Annotated in this window: 12 protein-coding genes; 8 read left to right on the top strand and 4 right to left on the bottom strand. The window is 57.7% G+C overall.

Features of this window, described 5'->3' with window-relative positions:
• Positions 1 to 51: 51 nt before the first annotated feature.
• Complete coding sequence (locus tag RTY46_RS04340; RefSeq protein WP_312706826.1) at positions 52 to 1,422, bottom strand: alpha/beta hydrolase; 1,371 nt, start codon at positions 1,420 to 1,422, stop codon at positions 52 to 54.
• A 1,209-nt stretch (positions 1,423 to 2,631) separates the two neighbouring features.
• On the opposite strand from RTY46_RS04340, the gene RTY46_RS04345 reads away from it, so the two are divergent.
• The 4 genes from RTY46_RS04345 (at position 2,632) to RTY46_RS04360 (ending at position 8,450) form a co-directional block, all read left to right on the top strand.
• Complete coding sequence (locus tag RTY46_RS04345; RefSeq protein ID WP_312706827.1) at positions 2,632 to 3,207, top strand: hypothetical protein; 576 nt, start codon at positions 2,632 to 2,634, stop codon at positions 3,205 to 3,207.
• Between the two features lie 369 nt (positions 3,208 to 3,576).
• The gene (locus RTY46_RS04350) at positions 3,577 to 4,371 is read left to right on the top strand and encodes a Hachiman antiphage defense system protein HamA (protein ID WP_312706828.1); all 795 of its coding nucleotides are present in this window, start codon (positions 3,577 to 3,579) and stop codon (positions 4,369 to 4,371) included.
• Between the two features lies 1 nt (position 4,372).
• Complete coding sequence (locus tag RTY46_RS04355) at positions 4,373 to 7,366, top strand: DEAD/DEAH box helicase (RefSeq protein ID WP_312706830.1); 2,994 nt, start codon at positions 4,373 to 4,375, stop codon at positions 7,364 to 7,366.
• A gap of 376 nt (positions 7,367 to 7,742) precedes the next feature.
• The gene (locus RTY46_RS04360) at positions 7,743 to 8,450 is read left to right on the top strand and encodes a hypothetical protein (RefSeq protein WP_312706832.1); all 708 of its coding nucleotides are present in this window, start codon (positions 7,743 to 7,745) and stop codon (positions 8,448 to 8,450) included.
• 544 nt (positions 8,451 to 8,994) lie between these two features.
• Here RTY46_RS04360 and RTY46_RS04365 read toward each other — a convergent pair.
• Complete coding sequence (locus RTY46_RS04365) at positions 8,995 to 9,714, bottom strand: hypothetical protein (protein WP_312706834.1); 720 nt, start codon at positions 9,712 to 9,714, stop codon at positions 8,995 to 8,997.
• A gap of 460 nt (positions 9,715 to 10,174) precedes the next feature.
• On the opposite strand from RTY46_RS04365, the gene RTY46_RS04370 reads away from it, so the two are divergent.
• The 3 genes from RTY46_RS04370 to RTY46_RS04380 all read left to right on the top strand — a co-directional run bounded on the left by RTY46_RS04370 (position 10,175) and on the right by RTY46_RS04380 (position 12,646).
• Entirely contained in the window at positions 10,175 to 10,498 is a 324-nt protein-coding gene (locus RTY46_RS04370; protein ID WP_312706836.1) for a helix-turn-helix transcriptional regulator, read from the top strand.
• Between the two features lie 97 nt (positions 10,499 to 10,595).
• The gene (locus RTY46_RS04375) at positions 10,596 to 11,348 is read left to right on the top strand and encodes an ImmA/IrrE family metallo-endopeptidase (protein ID WP_312706838.1); all 753 of its coding nucleotides are present in this window, start codon (positions 10,596 to 10,598) and stop codon (positions 11,346 to 11,348) included.
• Positions 11,349 to 11,953: 605 nt separating this feature from the next.
• Positions 11,954 to 12,646 carry a TIGR02391 family protein gene (locus RTY46_RS04380; RefSeq protein ID WP_312706839.1) on the top strand — a complete coding sequence of 231 codons (693 nt, stop codon included), beginning with the start codon at positions 11,954 to 11,956 and terminating at the stop codon, positions 12,644 to 12,646.
• 265 nt (positions 12,647 to 12,911) lie between these two features.
• Here RTY46_RS04380 and RTY46_RS04385 read toward each other — a convergent pair whose 3' ends face one another.
• Positions 12,912 to 13,457: a hypothetical protein gene (locus RTY46_RS04385; protein ID WP_312706841.1), complete on the bottom strand. Its 546-nt coding sequence runs from the start codon at positions 13,455 to 13,457 to the stop codon at positions 12,912 to 12,914.
• A gap of 320 nt (positions 13,458 to 13,777) precedes the next feature.
• On the opposite strand from RTY46_RS04385, the gene RTY46_RS04390 reads away from it, so the two are divergent.
• Positions 13,778 to 14,062: a hypothetical protein gene (locus RTY46_RS04390; protein WP_312706842.1), complete on the top strand. Its 285-nt coding sequence runs from the start codon at positions 13,778 to 13,780 to the stop codon at positions 14,060 to 14,062.
• Positions 14,063 to 14,191: 129 nt separating this feature from the next.
• On the opposite strand, the gene RTY46_RS04395 is transcribed toward RTY46_RS04390, so the two are convergent.
• A complete protein-coding gene (locus tag RTY46_RS04395; RefSeq protein WP_312706843.1) occupies positions 14,192 to 15,052 on the bottom strand; it encodes an AraC family transcriptional regulator in 861 nt (286 codons plus the stop codon).
• Between the last annotated feature and the right edge of the window lie 70 nt (positions 15,053 to 15,122).

Consider the following 15,122-nt stretch of genomic DNA (forward strand, 5'->3'; position numbering starts at 1 on the left):
CGCCCAGATCAGAGCGGAGCCGCGCCGGAGTGCGCGCCGGGGTGCGTGTTCTCACTTCGGCGCGGGCTCTGCGCAGCGCTCGCTCATCACGTTGCCATTAATGAAACTGCCTACGGCCGAAACAAAGCAGCTTGGCGCCACCAACGGCAGTAGATGCGCACCGCGGTCGATCGTGTGGAACGTCACAGGCCCCGACCTGCGGAGCAAGGCAGCGTGTTCTTGGGCACCGGCGTAGGCGGTATTCGGATCCAGCGTCCCATGCAGGATCAGTGTCCGTGGCAGGGTGGCAGGCGTCTTTCCGAACCAGGCATCACGTGGGTAACGCGGGACACTGCCACTGACGAGCAGGCCGGGAATGGGACTGACGAACAGCGCATTCTTGGCTTCTTCGTTCACGGTCTCCAGGCTGAGCTCAGGACGTGCGTTGTTTTCCGAGGCGGCGATCAGCATCACCAGCGGCAGGGCCGGTTGGTTGTTTCCTCCCTGTCCCAGCTGCGCCAGTGCGGCATTCCAGTCCTTCACCGTGGCGGCCATCGTGCTGGTATCGCCCTCGGAAAGGTCCTCCACGATCTTCGGCATTCGATCGCGCAGCGTAGGGAAGCTGAGCAGTGCGGCGAAGAACCGGCGCAGGTCACCACCCGGCACGTCCTTCTGCCAGGCCGCATCTTTCGCCGCCAGCAGCGCCCGATACTGCTGGAGGCTGCGTTCATCCATGCTCTGCCGGCCGACCTGGTCAACGAGGGCAGTGCGCCGGCTGAGGTCCCATTTTTCAGTGGTCTCCGGCGGCACCAGTCCGTCGAGGATGAGGCCATCCACATGAAGTTCATTGACCTGGAGCGAACGCAACGCCAGCTGGGTACCGTAGGAAACGCCATACAGCAACACCTGCCCGCTGCGATCCGCCTGTGACATAAGAATGCCAAGGTCCCGCGCAGCCTCGGTAATGGAAAAGCCCGACGTGCGCTGCAGGTTGGCGTACATGCTACCGATGCAGGGGCCCCACTCGGCACCTGCCAACCCTGTGCCCTGCGGGCTTTCAGGTGCTTCCTGGATAGGGCAGATCCGCGATGACCGACCCGTGCCCCGGTGGTCGGGGATCACAAGATCAAACCCGGGGAAAGCACGCTGGTAGGTCGGGATGAGGGGATACAGGGATGCCCCTGACTCGCCCGGGCCACCAGAGATCAGCCAGACCTCGCCTCGCCTGGGTAAGTCCGCGCTGGCCGGTATGCGCCGCAGGAACAGCGCTATCTGCTCGCCTGATGGATCGGCATGGCGAAGTGGAACGTCCACCGTTGCACACTGTGATGCGCGCAGGGTGGCTGACGCGCCATCCTCGCAAGGACGCACCTTGGGTGCAGATGCACTGGCAATTACCGGTGAGAACAGAAGCATTACCGCCCACAGCGCACTGCGATGCATCGGCCATCCCTTGGCTTGAAGGAGTGCCTACGATGAGGGCTGGATGGGGGCCGGGACGACTGCCGGAAGTAACTCAAGGCCGCCGCGGCTGTCCGTCTGTGGCCGGAAGAGGACATCAATTGGGTCGTAAGGTAATGAAGTACCACGCTTCAAACGCTGCCTGGGAACTTGGATTGGCCATTGCGATGCCCTAGGATTATTGGTTTGACACTCTTATAGAGTTGGACCGAGCTCGAAAGATCCACAAGGAAAGGGGGGGGGCGGCATGGCTCGAAATACGTCTGGAGCAGCTGGGCTGGTGGTGGTCGGATTTTTCTCATTACTTGTCGCAATGTGCAATGGGGGCGGGCAGCGCGACTCACAGCGCTCCTCAGTGGATCAGGCACCGGTCGCTCCTCCGGCTCAGACGGAAACCTCTCGTCCGGAGATGACAGAGACGCAGTTCGTGTCAACCAGTACGCTCAACCAACGGTCTTCTCCCAACGGACAGATCATCGGAAGGCTCGCCGGCGGCGACTCTGTTGTGGTGTATGAACGCAAAGGAGCGTGGGCACGAATATCGGCCCAGGGCGCCCCTGCCAAATGGGTCAGCTCGAAGCTACTTTGCAGCGGAAGCGGCTGCTACCGGCGTACTAATCGGCCCGTGTCCCCCTCGCGCGAAAAGTTCCGGCCCGCACGTACCGATTATTCTGATGGGAGCTGTCCGTGCTCTGGATCACGCGTCTGTATTGGTCCTCGCGGCGGACGCTACTGCATTACGTCTGGAGGAAACAAGCGCTACGGTGTTTGACCAAGCGGGCTGCCTACGTCTGCTTCTGGCCGAAAGCGGACACTGCCGATGCATCAGTCACCCAAGCCGGTTTGAATCTGCCCTCCAGGGGGTGCCGCTTGCTCAGGAGTGGTAGCGAGGGCAAAGTTATGTGGACACGTTGGATACTTGGGGCTTCGTAGTGACCACTCCATCGGAACAGAATCGGCTTTGGTCTGCGGCAACGCAATCGGCAATGGAGGCGAAGTTGGGCCGGAAGCTCACCACTGTGGAAAGCGACAAGATCTGGAATACAGGCTCATTTCATGGGCTTGAGATGATCGATATGGCGATTCATTACTCCCACTCTGTTGATGCTCTAGAAGCGTATCTCGCGGCATTGCCGGAATGCGATCCTTTGCCCGAGCGATATACCAGACGCTTTTGATCCGAATCAGCATATGAAATACGACTACAGAAGCCTGGCGAGAAAGGCAGTCTCAGCTTCAACGTTCCTCGGCCTGCTAACCGAGAACAATGCCCCATCTTTCAGCTCGGATGACATTCAAGCAAGCTTGATTGCTCCCATTCTGGGGGAGTTTTTGGAACACCTATACTCGCGTGGACTCGACAGTTCGCGATCGCTTAATGGGAACTGCATCCAGGTCCATGTTCAGTTGCAAACTCATCTGCAGCGTCGCGGCGTGGAGTCTCACCTGACAATCGGCAGCATGCACGGACAGGGATGGGACTATTGTTCAACATCTTTGCATGAGCTCTTGGCTGAGATGGCAGATCCCGATCCCGAGCGGGAAATCCGGGCTCATACTTGGCTGACTCTCAATGACGGATCAGTGCTGGATTGGACTGGCCAGGCTTGGTATGACACCCAAGCAAATGCAAACCATCCCGCTGAATCCTGCTTGGTCTATTTCCAGCAGGGCGTCCAGGACGAGACGCACTACTACCATCCCGTCCTTGTGGGGCGAGAGTATCTGATTCGGACCGGAAGCATTCGTCGCGTGCCCACCCGCTGACCGTTCGTTCAAGCCTGCGCCGTTGGCAGGCGTGGCCTGGATCAGGAGCAGCATCAGTCCGCTCCTGGCCGAAAGCAGACATCAGCACTGCCTCGGCGCTCGGTCCGGTGCTATTCTCCGCTTTCGACCCGAGGTGGACATATTATTTCTACAGAGCAGTGAATTTTTCAGCTAACATGAACCGCTGCCGAAGATGGAGTGATTGCGCGAACAGGACGGGATATTTGCTTCTGCCGTGCAAAGGTCGCTCGAAAGTCCTCCGTCTTGTTGCTGACTGTCGGCATTGCTACTTGGATCATAGCAGATCAAAAAAATAGGTCCGATTGCTTAAACTTTTCCAAGAAGTTCTATCAAGGATGACTATCGCTTATGGATGATCTTGATTTCGATTTCGGTAGCGCTGTGCCATGGTTCTCGCACGAGCAGGAGCAGCCGTATGTGCTGGTTAGGATGACAGCCCAGCAAGTGGCGCTTTTGGAGGCGGCAATGGCGGAGCCATTGCGTCGCTGCTACATAACCGATGGAGCGCTTCACGCCGCCGCGAACCGCCACGGGCTCGCGCTATCAGAGGTCCTTGCGAGCAAGCTTCCAGACGCCGGCTCGACTATGGCGGGAGATTTCGGCGAGGTGCTTGGTTACCTCTACCAGGCCACAATGGAGCACCCTGGCTACGCTATCGGCCCGAAGAAGTGGCGGCTTAAGCAAGACAGGACAAAGCCGGCCCCAAAGTCGGATGTCATTCACTTCATCATGCCCGAACGCCCCGCAGCCAGCGCCAATGACCAAGTGCTTTGCGCTGAGGTGAAGGTCAAGTCCACTACTGCATTCTCAGACCCTATTGGCTCTGCTATCAAAGACTGCGCAAAAGATCGCACCAGCAGGCTCGCCAGCACACTAGTTTGGCTCCGTGAGCGTGCCATGACTGAGGATCTTGGGGATGTCGACATTCCGCTTCTAAACCGCTTTATCAACGCGGTTGACTATCCGCCGGCTGCTCAGCGATACAGGGCGGTCGCCGTTATCTGCGAGAGCTTTGTCACTGCCGAACTCAGCAATGCACCCTCCACGGCCAGTGATGAGTTCACGCTCGTGGTGATCTCAGTACCCAATCTGCATGCCACCTACAACTCAGCTTTTGCTGCTGCGCGGGCTACGGTAAGTTGACATGCGAGCCTCCCTCCAGACTTGGATCAACGATGCAGACATGGCCCGGCACCTGGGTCAGCTCTCCGTAGTCGCACTGCCTATTGAGCTCGCTCAAATTGGGAATCGCCTTGCCGACTTTTACATCTCGCTTGTGGGCGAGTTGTTCGACGGAATTCACTCCAGGAATACTCCAAGCGACGACTGGGCGCAGCTAGGGAATGCCTTCCTCCAATTTTCGAAGGAAATTCCGGCGGAGCAGGTTGAAGCACTGGGGATCTCGAAGGATGAAGCGGCACTATTCGCCGCAGCATCGTTCTACTTTGGTAGCTATCCCGCATCGGCCTGCCTGGCGATGCGTCAGTCGACTCGACCCACTGATCCACGCAGCCCATGGGCTGCGTGTTATGACTTCCTCGCCCGCCCAGGCAGCTTGGGATCTCGGACTGCCATCGAGGCACGGGAGTACCTGCGCAGCGGTGACCTATCCGGTCTAAACGGCAATGTAAGATTGAGCGCCAATGAGGCAAAACGCGCGTTGGCGGACGGGCCGGATACTTGGGTGGCAATGACCCTGCTCAGTCAACTGATGGCTCGTTTTGAGGTGTCGAATGTCCGGGCTGTGCTGCCTGATGGGGTGAATGAATTTTGGACTCCTCTCGTCAATTCTTTCATCGATCGCAAGCCATCAAGCTGGGAGTTCTTTCCTTCCCAGATACAGGCAATCGAGAAGGGGCTGCTCGGAAACGCCGAAAGCTACTCCTTGCAGATGCCGACGGGAGCAGGCAAGACCACGCTATGCGAGACGTTGCTGTATTGGCACCTGAAGCGCAATCCCACACACGTCGCGATCATGATCGTGCCATATCGATCGCTTGCTTCTGAGCTTCGCCATTCTCTGGTGCGTCAGCTAAACAGCCTAGGGATCGCGGCGCGTTGTGCGTATGGCGGGACAATTCCTTCCGGAGACGAGGTGCATGGCCTCGACCACATCAACGCGCTTGTCGCGACGCCTGAGTCCTTGGCTGGAATTCTAAGCGCTGATCCCGCATTCGCCCAACGGATATCGCTGGTCATTTGCGATGAGGGGCACTTGCTGGACAGCTCCGGCAGAGGTATCGGTTTGGAGCTTTTACTGGCGCGGATGAAGGCGCGCCAAATCAATCCGATCCGCTTCGTGTTCATGTCTGCCATTGTCCCTAACATCGAAGAAATCAACGCATGGCTTGGCGGGGGCCAGGACACCGTCATCAAAAGCAACTATCGACCCGCGATCGCTGAGTTTTCCGTACTTCGATCGGTCGGTAGTGGAGTTGGAAAGTCTGTTCGTCTTGATATGCACCCGCATGCGGAGCAGCGGCAATATTCGATCCACGGCTTCTTGGACCGGAACACATTCCAGTACGTGAACTCCCAAACGGGGCGTACGAAGACCTATGGATTCTCTTCAACCAAGACCCTCGCTGTTGCTGCTGCCCGGAAGGTTCTGTCGATGGGAGCCACGGCGGTATTCGCTGCAAACAAGCGCGGCGATCAGGGTGCGATAGGTTTGGCTGAGGAGCTCATTAAGCAGCTGGATTGTCCATTGCCACTACCCAAGCCCATTGATCACGCGGATGTTGAGGCGCTGCGTAAGCGCGTCGACTACCTCGAAAGTGAATTTGGTGCAGACTGGATAGGTACTAGGTCGCTGAGCAATGGCGCTGTGCTGCACCACGGTGACATCCCTCAGGAGACGCGAGAGGTTTTGGAAGAGCTCCTGCGAGATCGGCGGGTCCAGCTAGTCATCTGTACCAGCACACTCGCGGAAGGGGTGAACCTACCTATCCGCTCGCTTGTTCTGTATTCGGTGCAGCGTCGCGTTGGAAGTGGGCGGCCTGAGAACATGCTCGCTCGTGACATCAAGAACTTGGTTGGTCGTGCCGGTCGTGCTGGTGCCAATACCAAAGGCTTGGTGATCTGCGCGAATCCGGATCAGTGGTGGCAAGTTCTTCCAGTCGCCACCGCAGGGCCTGGAGAGCCTGTCACGGGCTCGCTGCGCACCCTAATTGAGGATCTCGAAAACTACCTAAGCACCCAAAGCATCGCGCTCGACAATCAGTTCTTAGAGATCCAGCCTGCCAGTCACCCGCTCATTGATGGCGTGGATGCAACGCTCATAGAATTGATCTCGGAAGAGATCGGAGATGCCGAATTTCTAAGACTGGCTGCCGAACTGTCCAATCATACGTTTGCGGCCCATCAGCTACCTGCCAGTTCCACCGCTACATTGCGTATGGTGTTTGAGTTGAGAGCCCAACGCCTGATCGCGCTCAGGGCCGTCGGCAGGATCGCTTGGCTTCAAAGCACTGGTGCCAAGGTGCGCCATCTGGAGTTCGTCGAACAGGTATTACTACCGAGCAGGGAAGATTGGGCGGCTCCTGTCGATCCCGCCTCGGACGATCTCCTTTCTGCGATCCTAGAGTGGGCATGGCTGGACGCAGAGTTCAGGTCAGATACTCGTGTGGCATTTCGACTTGACGATGGTCAGATTCCTGAGTGGGTCAAGCTCAGGCTCTTTGAGATCATTCGACAATGGGTTCGTGGCGCAACCTTTTTGGAGATTGCGCGGTCAACGCAGATGGATATTGACGAAATTCTAGGGATCCACACTCGTGTGGTCGCGTACTCACTGCAGACCCTAGTTGAGCAAGGCATTTCACTTCTAGCCAGGATCTTGATGGAGCGCGGTATTGAGGTGAACGAGGGGGTGTCTGCATTTATAGAACATCTCAAGTTTGGCGCGCCTTCGCGCTCCGGGGTAGCGTTGGCAAGTGCTGGGGTGCGACATAGGAAAGCGTATGTGGCGCTGGGAAACGCTATTCAGGATGTGCCAAATCTTAGCCAATTTAGCGGCACTAAGGCAGTGGCGCGTCAGTCTCTTGAAAGTTATTCAGATGGTTGGCGCTCCGCGCTGGGCGAGTTGATCTACTCGAACACTCTGAAGGATGTCGGTAGCGCGGAGTGGGCGGATTGAAGTGACCTATTTGGTATTCTTGCAGTCTGATTGCGATGATGAGTCAATCGGAGAAGACTTGAGAAACGGCGATGAGATGAGCTTGGGCATCTTGGGAGAGAATGATTGCTCAGCCAGTCCAGCGCACATAGGAACGGATCAATTTTGCTGGAAGTACTGTCCGCTTCTGGCCGGAAGCGGACAGCTGCGGGGCATGGGATTAGGAAGATTTATCGGGAATAGGCAGCGCAGCTGCAGACAAAAAGCGGACCTACACGGAGAGACCGTCGGGCGGTACGCGCGCTCTCCTTATCTTGGGGAAGCTGAAGTCATAGGCTAGGCAATGCGTTGTATTTGATGTATTAGTCTGCGTGGGTTCTTGGATGAAGGGGGGAGTGTGATAATTAATGAGGCGGTCGAGAAATTTAGTGCCCAGCCTGAGGGTATTGCTCTCGGCATTTCTGCGTTGCAGTCCGTGGCGTTGGATGAAATCTGGCCTCAGGATGGTCTTGCGGTTGTAGTGCCCGCTAACCTGGTGCGACTCGTTTCTTTGATTCGAGGTGGAAGTCGTGAGCATGCTGAATTCCTGTTGCGCGTGGTTCATTACTTCAACTCTTCCTTCCGCTCGAACAAGGTGCGTGCTTCTGACTCAGAAGTGGTAGGCAGGTTGGTTGCATTCCTTAGTCATCTTGAGGGAGCCGGGCGTCTCGTAGTTTTGGGTGATGAGGTCGACGATGTGGAGGTTGCTGAGGCGTTCTCAGGTCTCTACCCGAGTGGTGCGTTCGAGATCGCGATGAGCCCTCTGCGCAACTTCGTTCGCGATTACTTGGTGAGAATTTATTCTTGGTCGAAGCGGACTGGTGGCGTCATCATTGAGCGTACGAGGCGTGTTTTCAACGATATGGGGCACCAAGTTGCCACATTGCAGTTGCCGGACCGTTTGGATCGTTATGTTGATATGAAATCGAAGTATGTAAAGTATGCTTTTTCATTCCCCGGAGGTAAGGCGGCAAAGTTCTTCCTAGGCGTCGCTGTTAGTGCGGTAGGACTGGTTAGCCCTGCCGCATCTATAGCAGGTCTAGTAATTGTTTTCGCTGACCCATGAATACGGATCAGTAGAAGGTGGGCTATGCCTGCGGGGAGATCACGCATTTACAAAGCGTGTGGCTGCAGGCTGAGTGATTCCGGTTGGGTGGGCTATTAGAGGCTAAGGTGGCTTCGGAAGGTTCACGCATAGGAGGTAAGCATGAAACGCACTCTCACCGGTAGTGATGGGGAGGCGAACGTTATTCTGGATGGCTGGGCGTGCTCCAAGGCAGCGACGGGCGCATGATAGAGATACCTGCAGGGGCTCGCGCCCTTCAGGGCTCGGACGGGCGCATGGTCGCAATCCGTAAGGGCTACCGTGGCGTTCAAACAGCAGATGGCCGCATGGTAGGCATCGCCCCCGGCAAGGGGGCGGTTCAAAATGCTCGGGGCCGCATGTGTGGAAAGTAGGGCGTCATCCAACGGTTCAGTCAAACCGACACCCCTTCGCGTCCCGCTTTAGCTCAGGCGCTGAAGTCCGCTTTTGGCCGGAAGCGGTCGTCGATTGCGAGTAGCGCGTATCAACTGTCATCGAAGGGGTGCAAGGCAATGTATTGGGAGACCTACCGTTCCCGGTCGAAGCTCTTCTTGTGCTCGGGCGTTCTGCCCAACTCAGCGGATCTCTCCCATGAGCGGGTTCTTGGCATATCAAGGAGCTGCTCCAGTGAATCAGCCGAACGGATTCTGTAGCCTTGCGCTGTGCTGGCGACGGCTAGCCACTGCGCTGGGGGTTCTCCGCTTCCCATCAGCTTCCTCATTACGCTGAGCCGCCTCAGATAGGATTCGAGGACCTTTGGTGCCACGCCAAGCGGAGACGTTTGTCTATCAAGCCCAGTGCAGTTAACCAGTAGATCCACCATCGCCGTTCCTCTGGTGGCCTGACCTTTGCTCGCTTCGGGGTCCCGCAAGAATGCGGAGTAGCGCATTGCACCAATCGTTACTTCATCTTGATCCTTCGCGCCGAAGCACAAGAAATGGGCCTTCTTGGCGATATCCTGCATCTGCTTATCCTCCAGGTAGCGCTGAAGGTTGGCCGGTGGCCACTTTCCGCGTTCTGAGCGTGCGGCCGGCCAGCTGCGCTTGAACTCCAACGCCACACACCAGTCCCCCCCCGCGATGAGATCGCCGAACGTGCCGTCGAGAGGGGTCTGCTGGAACAGGTTCACAGGCAAGGGTTTTCCAGTTCTACCGCTCTCGTAACCCAATGCGTAGATGAAGGCACCCAGGAGCTGGTTCTCGTAGGCGATGCCTGAACGTGCTGCCGCTTGAACGCTGGTACTCAATTGCTTCTCCCCTGATGACACGATTCGCGCGCTCGGTTCGACTGCTCGCACGGGGGGCGCTCGCGGGATTTGATGGCTTGATCAGTCCGAAGAGGGGGCGGCCGCATCCAGGCACCGCCCCTCCGACTTAGCTCAGCGCTTCGTCTTGGTGGGATCGACCAGTCGGTAGGTTGATCCGCGGGTCGGCGTCGGTGGCAGGGGTTCCCGGCGCACCACGGTGCGCTCGGCACCTTGCCCCCCGCGTGGGCCGATGATCTGGTACTGACCCGACGTCGGGGCGGGCTGACCCGGCTTGAGTCCACTGGGCTTGCTCATACTGGCCTCCTTGGGCGATATCGGTATTGCATGAGTGTTTGTTCGGTGGGCCGAACATGGCGGAGTGTGCCGTGCATATTCGTTACTGTCAAACATCTTGTTCGGTATAGTGCAACTTGCGATTGCACTGACCTTATGCACAAACATGAACAAAGCCCTTCAGACCAAGGTCAAAGATCTTCGGAAAAAGTCCGGCCTCACACTCGACGCCTTGGCGGTTGCGACTGGCATCAGTAAGAGCTATTTGTGGGAGATAGAGAATCGCAAGGAAGCTCCCAGTCCCTCAGCTGAGAAGCTGGGTGCGATCGCTGGCGTCTTTGGCGTTACTGTCGACTTCCTGCTTCACGAGGAGACCGGGAGCCCGGAGGAGAGGCACTTGGATGAAGCCTTCTTCCGCAACTACAGCAACCTTGAGCCGGAGGACAGGGAACGTGTCAGGAAGATCGTCGACAGCTTCAGAAAAGGATAGGTCCGCGGCGCTGACCCCGTCGAAGGCCGCTTACAGGCTTACGAATCTACTAAATGCCATCTCGCAGGCCCACGGCACGCCTAGATTTCCTATAGACGTGCAGAGTCTTGCGTTGGAGGCCGCGAACATCTTCAAGTGGGATGACCCCATCACCGAAGTGCGTGGGGAGGCGATCAACAACTTTGACGGCGCTCTGTTCCCGGATGACGGGCGCAAACGCTGGCTTCTTCTGTACAACAGTGCCCTAAGGTCACTGGGTAGGATCAAATTCACTCAGGCTCACGAACTAGGGCACTATTTATTACATCGCCAGGAACGCGAGTGCTTTCAGTGCACCGATGAAGATATGGTCGATCTCGACCTGGATGAACGGGATATTGAAGCCGAGGCGGACTATTTCGCGTCGACATTGTTGATGCCGCTAGACGACTTTCGTGCGCAGATGGGCACTGAGGCTAGTCTTGATGCCATAAGCGGTTGTGCCGATAGATACGGCGTATCCCTGACTGCAGCACTACTTCGCTGGATTGGTTACACGGACCACAGCGCTGTGGTAGTTATTCACCGCGATGGATACGTCCTGAAGTCCAAAGCAAGCCAGTCCGCGTTTCGTAGCGGTGCGTTCTTCCCGTCGCGGCGCAGGGTCATCGCAGTCCCAGGCGCTGTACTTGCGTCTAGTGACGTGCCGAAGAACACGGCAGGCGTTGAGACGGACGCAAAGCTCTGGTTTCCATACGTGGCAAGCGGAACCAGTCTTCGCGAAATGAAGGTCACTGCCGACCACTATGACTTCGCCATCTCACTCCTGGTTCTGCCACGAGGGACGTCTGCTTGGAAGCCACGCTGCTAAGACAAGGCATGATTCAGTATGATTCGCGGTCAAGCTGTTGTAGATGAGACGTCTCTTTTTGGCCGGTAGCGGCCGATAGGCCGACGTGGCAGCATCCGACCCAAAGCGGGCATATATAACCCTGCTTGCTGCAATCCCCGTGCCTACCCAGGGTCTGGCTATCCGCTGGCTTGTTAGCTGGACCCCGGCAACCTAAGATCGAGCTGTATCAAGTTCATCACCACGTTTGCAGAAGGGGGCGCAATGGCAATCTATCTGTTCGCGTATGACCTTGTTAACGAGTCCAAGGGATCGTTTGACTATCAACCACTCTGGAATGAGCTCAAGCGACTCGGCGCTCATAGGACCCAGTACTCACTCTGGCTTCTGAGCGCGAACAACACAGCAAAAGAGGTCGTTGAGCACTTAGCCAAGTTTGTGGATAGAGATGATCGCCTTTGGGCAACATCTGTTCGGAGTGGCCAGCACTGGTATACCAACGCGATGAGCGGAACAAACAACTGGCTTGGGAGCAATCCTCCCATTTAGTGGGGCGTAACAGTTCATTCAAGGCGAGGCTGCCTCTCGGCTCGGCGTAATTAAGTCATTAAGCCTTTGGAGTCCACATGTCCCTAGCTAATGGTGTTCAGCAGTACGTGAAGGCGTACGACAAGGCGGTAGAGATGTTCAATGTCTACCCTGACGCCGAAGCGCCAGAGCTTCTTGCACTCCAGAAGAGTCTCAGCGAAGAGTGCCTGAAACTTGTAGAGGTGACGGGGCTGGACTGGAATCAGTGCGGAAATCTCGGCAGGCATTTGACGTTCCTCAAGTACTACCTGGATCGGAATGACAAGGATGCGTGCCAAGGCGACATCCGTGACATCGTGTTCTGGGATTTGCCAACTGCACTTCGGAACCTCCCGGAGGTCATTGACGAGTATCAGCACTATGATCAGAAGCTAAAGGATGGCGTGGTTCCTCTGATCAATGGCACGCACTATGACTCGGCAATGCGTAAGATATTTGTCATTCTCACGGACAGACTCCGTCGCGCCTTCGGCGTTGCAGAAGAAATCGACGGCGACGAGCTTGTCAATCTCGTATTCGGCAGAGGCGGAAGAATTCCAGTGGCGCTTGATGAGCCGAAAAAGCAGGCAATGCGGAACTTGATCAGCGGGTTTTATGGCGTCTACCGCAACCGGATAGCTCACAACGACGTTGAACCCGGTCTAGCTCAGACCAGAGCTATCATGGAGATGGCTAACACTATTATTCTCGATATTGAGGCTATTGCTACTGCGTCGGTGGAGCAGGCCTAGGAATTCATCCAGTCGAACCCGCTTCGCGGGTCGGTTTATCTCAAACGTTGATGGCCGCTTTTGGCCGAAAGCGGACATACACCGCCTGGAGACCATCGGGCGATGCATAACCCGAGTTCCGTTTTCGCGATCTTCGACGACGAGCGCTACGCGTTCTACGAGCACAAGATCGTAGCCCGAGCCGGTACCAAGGGGGTCACCTTCTCATCCAGTTTGAAGTGGACAGAAAGGTGCAGCAAGCTGCCTCCGTTCTCCGGTCGGCACGTCATGCTGCTGCAACAGGTCGCGCGCGGCGCAACACCCACGCAACAGCTCGCCATAGCACCAGCCGACTGGTCGCGGCGATCAGCATCGGTACGCAAGCCACAAGCGCTGGCAGCACGGGACCGAAGACGAAGGTCATCCCCATGACGAACCCGAACAGGTACTCCGCCCGGTAGACCGGCAGCAGTACAGCAGCCACGAGCAGCGCCATCATTACCTGCGTTGCCGCCGCTTCACCGCTGGCTACGAAGGCCACCGACAGCGCGATACCTCCAAGCAGCGAGCCGAGGAAGCCGACAATGGCCGGAATGAGTGTCCCCGATCGCTCGCGTGTTCGACGATCAACGACCCAGCCTGCCAATGCACCCAGCATGGGCATCACCAGCAGCGCCCAAAGATTGGAGATTGCCGGCAGACTCGCATCATTGAGCAGATGGTGGCGCAGAATGCCGCCGTGAGTGTGCTCCCAACCCAGCTGCAGCGCAGCGGTGACCGTGCCAAGGATGACGGCGCAGAGCAACAGCCAGTGAGACTTTGGAATAGTCATCATCAAATCCCTATGACGAGCGTTGTGGCTATAGGATTCACAGCATAGGAACGGCGAAGGCGGCACACAATGTGGCTGGCGACACCATGACGAATGGCTGCAACGTCTGGGAAAGGCTCGTCGTGATGCGGCGCTGTGGGCGTGACGAATGCCAGCATGTAGCGCGGCCCAGTTGCAGCGGCTGGACGTGCCCGCCTGTCCGAACGCTGGCGGCTCGCCGTGGCGGGCTCGTTTCGCCCGTACCAATGTACGCTTGGAATCCACGGCAGTCCCTTTCCGGATTGTTCACTTCTGGTTTTCAGTTCCATCATGGAGGCACCATGGGTCGTGAAGTTGTCAGGGTTCCCCCTGGGTTTGAGCATCCGCTGGATGAAGAGGGAGACTACATCGCGGGCAGCCACCACGAGTTGCTATACAACGCAGATCCTGCCTCGCGTACGGCCTTTCAGATCTATGAGAATGTCAGCGAGGGCACTCCGGTAAGTCCCGTCTTTGAGACCGCTGAAACACTTGCCCAATGGCTGCGACAGGAGGGCTGGCAACAGGACGCCATTGATTCGTTACTCGAGGCGGGGCACGCACCATCCTTCTTCGTCCGGTCCTGACTTCCGCTTGTTGCCGCTTCTCGGCCTTCTCAGGTCGAGGAGTGGGCGCCTGGGGTTCATATATCCGTCTGCTCAGCGATCTCCAGAGCGTCATCAACTTCGATGCCCCGCGCGGAACGAACAACCCCATCACCCCAACGAAGCCGACGGCGCACACCCCATCACCCGCCGATAAGCCGCCGAAAATTTGCTCGCATTCGCATACCCCACCGACTGCGCCACCCGCATCACGCTCACCCCGCGCTCCAGCTCACCACGTGCCCAATGCATGCGCCGGTGTACCAGGAACTGGTACGGCGACATCCCCGCCGCCGCCTGCAGCCCACGGCTCAGCCGCGTGTCATCCATCCCCAACGCATCGGCCATCATCGGCACGGTCAGGCGCACGTCGCGCGCCGCATCGATGTACTCGGTCAGCCGCTTCATCTGCGCCGCCGACAACACTCGCGCCCCCGCAGAAAGCGCAGCGGGCCGCTGCGCCATCTGCACCAGCCGATCCAGCACCGCGTTGCCGCACGCATGCAGCAGTTCATCGGACAACACGCCCGAACGCGATGCCGCCCATAGCGCATGCAGCAGCGCGCTGACCGTGGCGTCGCGGTGCAGCGCGCCGGTCAGCGGCGCCAGGGTCGGCAGATTGACTGCCGTTGGGCCCAGCGCGGGCCAATCGATTGCCAGCCCCAGCACTTCCACCGCCGGGCTGCTGTAGGTACCGGTCTGCCCGGGCAGCACCACGTTGAACTGGCCGATGTGCCAATGCGCGTCCAGCGCGGCACCCCGTGGGCAGATCTGCTGCAGCCGACCGCCGCCCTTGATTACCAGCGCCAGGCGCAACTGGGTGGGGTGGCCCATCGCCCCGGCGCTGGCGGGGAAGTGGTGGTGGATGAAGGCCAGGTTGCCTGCACCGTTCGACCCGAGCACCGGCGTCGTGGCGGCCAGTTGCTGGGCCACCGTCACGTTGCTGCCGGAAATGGAGCGGTGCACAGGCATACGGAGTAGCGCTGTTATGAAATTGTTACATCATAACATTGATGGCCCCTGCGGCCGCTGTCTCCGTTCA

It is taken from the genome of Stenotrophomonas sp. (assembly GCF_032056425.1).
Taxonomy (GTDB): Bacteria; Pseudomonadota; Gammaproteobacteria; order Xanthomonadales; family Xanthomonadaceae; genus Stenotrophomonas.

Excerpts from the sequence above, each read along its gene's own strand:
- RTY46_RS04395 (WP_312706843.1), bottom strand. The coding sequence starts at position 15,052 with ATGCCTGTGCACCGCTCCATTTCCGGCAGCAACGTGACGGTGGCCCAG.
- RTY46_RS04355 (WP_312706830.1), top strand. The coding sequence starts at position 4,373 with ATGCGAGCCTCCCTCCAGACTTGGATCAACGATGCAGACATGGCCCGG.
- RTY46_RS04380 (WP_312706839.1), top strand. The coding sequence starts at position 11,954 with ATGTCCCTAGCTAATGGTGTTCAGCAGTACGTGAAGGCGTACGACAAG.
- RTY46_RS04370 (WP_312706836.1), top strand. The coding sequence starts at position 10,175 with ATGAACAAAGCCCTTCAGACCAAGGTCAAAGATCTTCGGAAAAAGTCC.
- RTY46_RS04340 (WP_312706826.1), bottom strand. The coding sequence starts at position 1,422 with ATGCATCGCAGTGCGCTGTGGGCGGTAATGCTTCTGTTCTCACCGGTA.
- RTY46_RS04345 (WP_312706827.1), top strand. The coding sequence starts at position 2,632 with ATGAAATACGACTACAGAAGCCTGGCGAGAAAGGCAGTCTCAGCTTCA.
- RTY46_RS04350 (WP_312706828.1), top strand. The coding sequence starts at position 3,577 with ATGGATGATCTTGATTTCGATTTCGGTAGCGCTGTGCCATGGTTCTCG.
- RTY46_RS04385 (WP_312706841.1), bottom strand. The coding sequence starts at position 13,457 with ATGACTATTCCAAAGTCTCACTGGCTGTTGCTCTGCGCCGTCATCCTT.
- RTY46_RS04390 (WP_312706842.1), top strand. The coding sequence starts at position 13,778 with ATGGGTCGTGAAGTTGTCAGGGTTCCCCCTGGGTTTGAGCATCCGCTG.